The organism is Flavobacterium sp. RSSB_23 (genome assembly GCF_051547145.1).
GTDB lineage: Bacteria > Bacteroidota > Bacteroidia > Flavobacteriales > Flavobacteriaceae > Flavobacterium.
Genome location: NZ_JBPTTO010000006.1, coordinates 193,388 through 202,737 on the forward strand (window position 1 = coordinate 193,388; position 9,350 = coordinate 202,737).

Consider the following 9,350-nt stretch of genomic DNA (forward strand, 5'->3'; position numbering starts at 1 on the left):
AACTAAAATGAAAAAAAACAATGCAATTTTACTGCTCTTATCAATTGTAACAGCAATTATTTGTGACCCTATGACTGCACAAGAAAAAAAAACATCCCTTGATAAAAAATGGTGGAAAGAGGCTGTAGTTTATCAAATTTACCCACGCAGTTTCAAAGATTCTGATGGAGATGGTGTGGGTGATTTGAAAGGAATTATTTCGAAATTAGATTACATCAAAAGTTTGGGTGTTGATATCATTTGGCTAAACCCAATCTATAGTTCTCCAAACGCTGATAATGGTTATGATATCTCAGATTATCAAAACATTATGAAAGAATTTGGCACTATGCAAGACTTTGATGCCTTATTGAAAGGTCTGCATCAAAGAGGTATAAAACTCGTAATGGATTTAGTTGTTAATCATAGCAGCGATGAACACAAATGGTTTCAAGAAAGTCGGAAATCTAGAGACAATCCCTACCGAGATTACTATCATTGGTGGCCTGCCGAAAAAGGAAAACCAGCTTTTCGTCCAGGAGCGTTCGAAGCTGATGGAAGCGGCTGGCGTTACGACAAAACAACTGATTCGTATTACCTCCATTATTTCAACTTCAAACAACCAGATTTAAATTGGGAAAATCCAAAAGTTAGACAAGAAATTTACAGTATGATGCGTTGGTGGCTAGACAAAGGCATTGACGGTTTTAGAATGGATGTCATTCCATTTATTTCTAAAGACACTAGCTTTCCAGTAATTACTCAAGAAGAATTAAACAAAAATTACCAAGGTCGTTGGGATGTATATATGGGTAGCGGTCCTCATTTGCACGAATATCTTCAAGAAATGAACCGTGAGGTGTTGAGCAAATATGACTGTATGTCTTTGGCAGAAGGTGCAGGAATGCTAACTTCAACAGCTTTAAATTTTGTAGATGCCGACAGAAAAGAATTGAATATGGGCTATCATTTTGAAGGCACTAATTTGGGTTATATCCCTGGTTATTTCAAAAAAATGGGTCCTTATTCATTAGTTGATTTCAAAAAAATCTATTCAGATTGGGATGCAGTATATCAAACCAAAGGCTGGGGAACCATCTATTTAGGTAATCACGACCAACCCAGAATGACCTCTCGATGGGGAAATGACGCACCAGAATATCAGTCTTTTTCATCAAAGCTTTTGACTACATTTTTACTTTCGATGAGAGGAACTCCATACTATTACAATGGTGACGAAATAGGAATGGTAAATGCAAAATTTGATAAAATTGAAGATTACCGTGATATCGAAACTTTGGCAGAATATGAAAGGCTTCAAAAAACAGGTGGTGATGTAAAACAATTCATTGAAGACCAAAAAACAGGTGGAGCTAGAGACAACGGAAGAACTCCTTTTCAATGGAATGCCACAACTAATGCAGGATTTACAACTGGTACACCTTGGCTAAATGTAAATAAAAACTACTCTACCCTTAATGCAGAGGCACAAGAGAAAGACCCTCAATCCGTTTTGAACTATTTTAGAAAAATGGTGCAATTACGCAAAAAAAATCCTATACTCGTCTATGGAAAATACACACTCTTGGACAAAGATAATCCGAATGTTTATGCTTATACGAGAGAACTAGACGGTCAAAAAATTCTAGTTCTATTAAATTTTAGCGCTCAAAAAGCCACTGCCAATACCGGTGTTAATCTTTCGAAAGCCAAAGTATTAATCCACAACTATCCTAAGCTTTCAAAAACAATTGAGCTTAGACCCTATGAAGCAATAATTTACCAAATTCAAAAGTAACATCAATGAAATCGTATCGTTTTTTTCTTTTTTGCGTTGCCATAATCCTGTTTTTACCAACAAGTTCAACAGCACAAAACAAAGAATCATTATCTAAAGAAATCGACAAAAAATGGTGGAAAGAAGCCATTATCTATCAACTCTACCCACGCAGTTTTCAGGACAGTAACGGCGATGGTGTTGGCGATTTAAAAGGAATCACACAACGATTAGACTACCTACAAAGCCTTGGAATTGATGCCATTTGGCTCAATCCTATTTGCGCTTCACCCAACGATGACAACGGCTATGACATTAGCGATTACAAAGCCATTATGAAAGAAATGGGCACTATGGCCGATTTTGACGAAATGCTAGCCGGAATGAAAAAACGCAATATCAAACTCATTATGGACTTGGTGGTCAATCATAGTAGCGACGAGCATCAATGGTTTATCGAAGCCAAAAAATCAAGAGACAACAAATACCGAAACTATTATCACTGGTGGCCCGCCGAAAAGGGAACACCTCCAAAACGCTTCAGCATTTTTGACGAAAACTCAGATGCATGGCGCTACGAACCCAACACCAACAGTTATTATCTACATTATTTCAGCCGAAAACAACCCGATTTGAATTGGGAAAATCCACAACTTCGCCAAGAAATGTATGATATTATGAAATTTTGGCTTGACAAAGGCGTGAGTGGCTTTCGCTTAGATGCTTTTCCATTCGTTGCTAAAGATACCAACTGGCCAGTTATGCCAGCTGATTTTACAAACGAACAATTTGTGCGATACTACGGTGCCGACCCAAAGCTGCATAACTATTTGCGCGAAATGAATGAAGTAATTTTGAGTAAATACAAAGATGTCTATACCGTTGGAGAAGGCGGTGTCATTCCGTTTCAAAAAGTAATGGATTTTGTAGATGAAGACCGAAAAGAAATCAACACCCTTTATCACGACGAGATAGCCAATATTTGGGGAAGAGATGCCTATGACGTGGGCGCTTACCAAGTTGGACGCAACAATGTTTTGGGTATGAAAGAGATAGTAAAAAAATGGGATAAAAAAATGGAATCCAAAGGATGGAATACCGTATATTTTACCAATCACGACCAAAGTCGAGCCGTGAGCCGCTACGGAAATGACAGTCCCGAATTTCGAGAAAAAAGCGCCAAAATGCTCTATACTTTTTTACTGACCCAAAGAGCAACTCCCTATATTTACAACGGAGATGAAATCGGAATGACCAATATCCGATTCAAAACAGCTGCTGAATATAACGACCTACAAACCCGCAATGTTTATAATCAATTAATTAAAATTAGCGATGCCAAAGCGGCTGAATATTTACTCAATCAACAAGAGTTAAGTCGCGATAACAGCCGCACTCCTATGCAATGGAATGCTACAAAAAATGCAGGTTTCACCACTGGAAATCCTTGGCTAACTATCAATAAAAACTACACCACAGTAAATGTTGAAGCCAACACCAAAGACAAAAACTCTATATTGAATTATGCCAAAAAACTAGCCAAAATCAGAAAGGAGAATCCTATTTTTGTCTATGGCAAATTTGAGTTAATAGACGCTACAAATCCTGATGTTTTTGCTTATACAAGAGAATTAAATGGTAAGAAAATCATTATTTTGTTGAATTTTACATCAAAAACAGCCACAGTTAGTTCTTCTTTATTAGCCTCAAAAACAACACAATGGATTGGGAATTACCCCACTCCTTTTCAAAAAGAATTACGTCCTTATGAAGCTGTAATTTTAAAAGTAAATTAAAAAATATGCCCTATGAGTCTCGATAACAGCACAATAATTTCGCCAACATTAGATACAAAATGGTGGAAAGAAGCCGTGATTTATCAAATTTATCCTAGAAGTTTTAAAGACAGCAATGGAGATGGTATTGGAGATTTACAAGGCATTATCTCAAAATTAGATTATCTAAAAAGTCTTGGAATTGATGCTATTTGGCTCAACCCAATTTTCGAATCGCCAAATGACGACAATGGCTATGATGTGAGTGACTATCGTTCTATTTTAGCCGATTTCGGAACTATGGAGGATTTTGATATCCTGCTAAAAGGGCTAAAAGAAAGAGGTATTAAACTTATTTTGGACTTGGTCTTCAATCATAGCAGCGACGAACACTTTTGGTTTCAAGAGAGTAGAAAATCAAGAGACAATCCTTATCGCGATTATTATTACTGGTGGCCCGCCGAAAAAGGAACACCTCCTTACCGTTGGAGCTGGTTTGATGTGGAAAGCAATGCTTGGAAATATGGCGCTACAACCGATGCGTATTATCTGCATTATTTCTCTGTAAAACAACCCGATTTAAATTGGAACAATCCAAAAGTCCGAGAGGAATTGTATGCCATTATGCGTTTTTGGCTCGACAAAGGTATCGATGGATTTAGGATGGATGCTTTTCAATTCATTTCTAAAGACCCTTCATTTCCCGAACTTCCAAATGATATTTTAGGTAACATTCCCGAAATTATGAAGTATTACGGAAGAGGACCACATTTGCACAATTACATTCAAGAAATGCATCGAGAAGTATTGCAACACTATGATGTAATGACAGTTTCTGAAGGAGCTGGTGGCTCACCAGAAGAAGCCCTACTTTTTGTAGACCCTGACCGAAAAGAACTAAGTATGGCCTATCATTTGGAAGGCGTAGAAATTGGCAGTCACGTTATGAACTACGGCATAGTAAATTACAAAAAACTTTATACACGATGGGATGATGCCTTCAAAACCAAAGGCTGGCTCTCCATCTTTTTGGCGAATCACGACCAACCCAGAATGGTAAGTAAGTTTGGTAATGACAGTAGTGAATTCAGAACGATTTGTTCCAAAATGCTAACCACTTTTGTCTTGACTATGCGAGGTACCCCTTATTATTTTCAAGGTGATGAACTGGGAATGGTCAACATTCGATTCGATTCCATATCGGATTATAATGATATAGATACGATAAATAAATATGAGTTTATCAAAAGTCAAAATGGGGATTTAGAAGGTTTTCTAGAAGAACAAAAACAAGCCTCTAGAGAAAATTCAAGAACGCCATTTCAGTGGAATGCCACACCCAATGCTGGTTTTACCGAAGGGAAGCCTTGGCTAAAAGTACATCCTAACCATACAACAATCAATGCGGAAAGTCAAGAAAATGATGCTGACTCTACCCTAAATTATTTTAGAAAGTTGGTGCAATTACGAAAAAAAGAGCCCACACTGATTTATGGTAGTTATACTTTATTGGACGAAGAAAATGAAAATGTTTATGCCTATTTAAGAGAGCTAAATGGTCGAAAAATAGTGGTCTTGTTGAACTTTACATCACAAGAAGCCCTTTTTTCAATCCCAATTGCTGTTGAAGAAACAAAAATATTGCTTTCAAATTACAATCAAAAAGGCATTGAAAACAATAAATTACTACCCTACGAAGCAGCAATCATAGCAATTAAATAATTTTTTTAACAATTTTTCTATAAAAAAACCAAAACAAATCACCTTTTAGAAATCATCTTGTACTAATAAATTGTATGTTTGTTTAAAAGCATTGATTCTGCTAGACAAACCATTCAATTTTTCAAATGAATAATGCAACACTAAAACAAATAGCGGCACAGCTAGGTATTTCCACTACTACGGTATCAAAAGCCCTAAAAAACTATACCGACATTAGTGAAAAAACCAAGAAAGCTGTAATTGATTTGGCCCAAGAGCTAAATTATACTCCCAATAGTTTTGCTGTGAACTTAAGAACTAGTGAATCAAAAACCATTGGTGTTATCATCCCTACCGTTGATTTTCATTTTTTCTCTAAAGTTTTCAAAGGAGTTTTAGAAGAAGCTGAAAAAAGAGACTATTTAGTAATTGTGTTGCGCTCAAACGAAAAATTAGAACTAGAAAAAAAACAAATTGATTTATTGCTAAGCAAAAGAGTCGATGGAATAATCATCTCATTATCAAATGAAACTGGTGATTTCGACCACATCAAAAAGGTATTGGCGCACAATACTTCATTGGTACTGTTCGATAAAATTGCCAAACTAGTCAATTGCTCAAAAGTGAGCATTAATGATCGAAAAGCGGCTTATGAGGCGGTAGATTATTTAATCAAAAAAGGACGGAAAAAAATTGCGCATTTTCGAGGATCGTATATGCCTCAAAACGCAATTGATCGTTTTTTGGGATACAAAAAAGCATTAGAAGACAACGGAATTCCTTACGATGCATCCTTGGTGTATGTATGTGATAATTTTTCTGATTTTGAAGACGGCTATTCAAAAGCAACAATAGCCTGTGCGGAGTATCCAGATTTAGATGCTATTTTCACTGTAACCGATTTGGTTGCTGTAGGTGCGCTAAAAGCCTTGCAAGATTTAGCCATCTCGGTTCCGGAACAAATTGCGGTATTTGGATTTTGCAATTCGTTTGTTAGTGAAATAACCACACCCAAACTTTCTACCGTAGATCAACCCGGTTTTGAAATTGGCAGAAAAGCAGCTGAAATTTTATTTGAAGAAATTCAATTAAAAAAAGAAAGACAGCCCATAACTTTTCAAACTATCGAATTACAGACTTCGCTTTTGGAAAGAGGTTCTGCATAAACCAAATAACTATTTTTTTTAATTAAAAATTGTCAAATTAATCCATAAAAAATTACAAAAAATACTTTACATTAGTGTATGCGTTCAAATGAATTAATTACTTCATATATAACAACATACACAAAACATTTAAAAGCGCACCACTAAACATTACATGAAAGAAATTACTCTTAAAGAAATTGCAAATACATTAGGTATCTCAATAACTACTGTCTCTAAGGCCTTAAAAAACTATTCTGATGTTAGTGAAAAAACTAAAAAGGCAGTGCTTGATTTGGCTAAAGATTTGCATTATACCCCCAATAGTTTTGCTGTAAATCTAAGAACTAAAGAATCCAAAACTATCGGATTGATAATTCCAGAAGTAATGCATCATTTTTTCTCGAATGTAATTAATGCTATTATTGATGAAGCTGAGAAAAATGGGTATCTGGTAATTATTCTTCAATCGAACGAGTCAATTGAACTAGAAAGAAAACAAGTTGAACTATTGATTAACAAGCGTGTAGACGGTATAATAATGTCGCTATCGAATGAATCCAATTTTGACGAACACATTAAGGAAATTATTAATAGAAAAATTCCATTTGTGATGTTTGACAAAATATCAAAATTGGCCAATTGCTCCAAAGTATTAATAGATGATCAAAAAGCAGCCATGAGCGCTACCCAACATCTAATCGACAAAGGATGCAAAAAAATAGCACACATACGTGGTCCTTTAAACCCACAAAACGCGATAGATCGGTACATAGGTTATAAAAAAACACTAGATAAGAATCAAATTCCATATGACCCTACTTTAGTTTACACTTGTGAAAATGTAACTTTCCAGGAAGGATTAGACTTTGCAAAACAAATAATCGAAGAACATCCTGATGTAGATGGTGTCTTCGCAGTAACAGATTTGGTGGCAGTAGGGGTTTTATCTTACTTTAATGATCATCAAGTAAAAGTACCACAACAAGTAGCTGTAATTGGTTTTAGCAATTGGTTCATGTCTCAGGTTTTGACTCCAAAACTAAGTACTATTGATCAGCCCAGTCACGAAATGGGAGTAGCTGCTTTTCACTTATTATTAGAAGAAATGTATGCACACAAAGAAAATCAGGATTTCACCCCCAAAACAATTATTTTAGAAACCAGTGTCATAGAAAGAGATTCTAGTAGAAAATAAAGAGGCTATTTATAAAAAATAGCCTCTTTATTTTTTAGTAGGATATGAATAAATATCCTATTTTTTTCAGGGTATTGCCTACAAAATTTTTGTATTTGATAACATAATAATAGGTTCCATCTGGTAGTCGACTTCCCTTTTTAATTGTAGATCTACCCTCGGAAATACCTCTAAAGACTACTGTTTTATTGTCATAATCTGGACCTGAATACACTAAAACACCCCATCGATCAAATATATCTACTGAGACATTATCATAACATTCGATTCCATCGATTTGGAAGTGATCATTTATATTGTCCCCATTTGGAGACATTGCATTATGAACAACAACATTACAACCCACAAAATTCAACACCGTTGGATCATCTTCAAAATTAGAATTATCATCGGATAGGTCTTGAACAGTACCATTTTGAGGAGTAGTTCCTTTAACAGTGGCTTGATTTTCGACAAACTGTGCTTTAATATCATCTGCTGTTAAGAAATAAACGGCTCTAAAAGCGGTATTATTTACTTCTCCAATTTTCAAGTTGATTGGGGTACCAATGATTCTAAGACCTGGTTTATTGTCCTCTACCATTACATTAGTCAAATCAGTATTTCCTGTATTGGTAACTTTAAATCTATAGGTTACCGTTTCGCCTTCTTGAGCTTTTCCATCATTGTTGTTATCGTCAAAATCTGCCGTTTTGATTAAAGCAATTGATGATTGACGCGACAAAGTTACAATTGTTGGGTCATCAGCTCCAGGGATTGCTGTATTATCCCAATCAGAAATATCAGTTACGACTGAACCATTTGCCGTTTCACCAACAACTATAGCAGAATTCACCACTTGTCCTGCTGCAAAATCTACTGGAGTTACGGCATAAATAGCTGATGCAGTACCTACTTGTCCTGGAAGTAATTGATTTGGAGTAACCGTAATTGGTGTATTACTAATCATTAAATCATCTATTTCAATGTTTGAAACTGCAATACTACCGGTATTTCTAACTGTAAATGTGTATTGGATTTTATCTCCAATTGCTCCAGTTCCTACTAAAGTTCCTCCTTTAATTAAAGTCAATTGTCCCAACGGAACTAATGTAGTTATAGTAGGATCATTTTTACCAGTCAAAAGCGGATCAGCACTATCCGATAGATTTGAAATAGGATTTCCTACTGCAACATTCGCTGTCACTTCCGCTTGGTTAACTACTTTACCAGCAGTAACGTCATTTTGAGTGATGGTATAAATAGCGCTGAAATTAATACTATTACTTTGAGTTGGAATCAATGTAGCAATTGGCGCCCCAACAACTGTAACTTTTGGATCGGTAACTACAATGTTACTTAAATTCATTGTTCCTGAATTTTCCACAGTAAAGGTATACTTGATGGTTTCACCTACTTGGGCAAATCCATCATTATTTTCATCTACAAAAACTCCTTTTTTAATTAAAGTGACCGATGGAACTTGAACTACTACTGTAACATTTGCGGTATCACAGTTGGCAGGATTCAATTTAGAACAAATAGAATAACTTATAGTATACGTTCCTGAAGCAGTATTTGGCGCCACATCAACAGTACCATCAGGTTTTATAGTTAAAGCTCCTGAAGGAAGTGAAAGTAAAGTGACTTCCGAGAGCAATGCTGCATTACCATTGAAAGTATCATTAGAAAGTACATTCAAGATTGAAGTAGCTCCTTCTTTTCCATTTACAATTTGATAACTGTCATCAATAGCATCGATTTGTGTTCCAATTACATTTATTATAATCGTTGCT

General features: G+C 35.6%; 6 protein-coding genes. 5 read left to right on the forward strand and 1 reads right to left on the reverse strand.

Annotated elements, in window-relative coordinates; all coding sequences use genetic code 11:
* Positions 1-7: 7 nt before the first annotated feature.
* The 5 genes from ACSVH9_RS11305 (at position 8) to ACSVH9_RS11325 (ending at position 7,575) form a co-directional block, all read left to right on the forward strand.
* On the forward strand, positions 8-1,777 hold the full coding sequence (locus ACSVH9_RS11305; RefSeq protein WP_438063801.1) for a glycoside hydrolase family 13 protein: 1,770 nt from the start codon (positions 8-10) through the stop codon (positions 1,775-1,777).
* Positions 1,778-1,782: 5 nt separating this feature from the next.
* Positions 1,783-3,552 (forward strand): glycoside hydrolase family 13 protein, encoded by a 1,770-nt coding sequence (locus tag ACSVH9_RS11310; protein ID WP_438063802.1) that lies wholly within the window; start codon positions 1,783-1,785, stop codon positions 3,550-3,552.
* A 12-nt stretch (positions 3,553-3,564) separates the two neighbouring features.
* Positions 3,565-5,253 carry a glycoside hydrolase family 13 protein gene (locus ACSVH9_RS11315; RefSeq protein ID WP_438063803.1) on the forward strand — a complete coding sequence of 563 codons (1,689 nt, stop codon included), beginning with the start codon at positions 3,565-3,567 and terminating at the stop codon, positions 5,251-5,253.
* A 125-nt stretch (positions 5,254-5,378) separates the two neighbouring features.
* Positions 5,379-6,398, forward strand: a complete 1,020-nt coding sequence (locus tag ACSVH9_RS11320) for a LacI family DNA-binding transcriptional regulator (protein WP_438063804.1) — start codon at positions 5,379-5,381, stop codon at positions 6,396-6,398.
* A gap of 154 nt (positions 6,399-6,552) precedes the next feature.
* Positions 6,553-7,575: a LacI family DNA-binding transcriptional regulator gene (locus ACSVH9_RS11325; RefSeq protein ID WP_438063805.1), complete on the forward strand. Its 1,023-nt coding sequence runs from the start codon at positions 6,553-6,555 to the stop codon at positions 7,573-7,575.
* A 34-nt stretch (positions 7,576-7,609) separates the two neighbouring features.
* On the opposite strand, the gene ACSVH9_RS11330 is transcribed toward ACSVH9_RS11325, so the two are convergent.
* Positions 7,610-9,350, reverse strand: a 1,741-nt coding sequence (locus ACSVH9_RS11330; RefSeq protein WP_438063806.1) for a DUF7507 domain-containing protein, incomplete at its 5' end; no start/stop codon positions are given.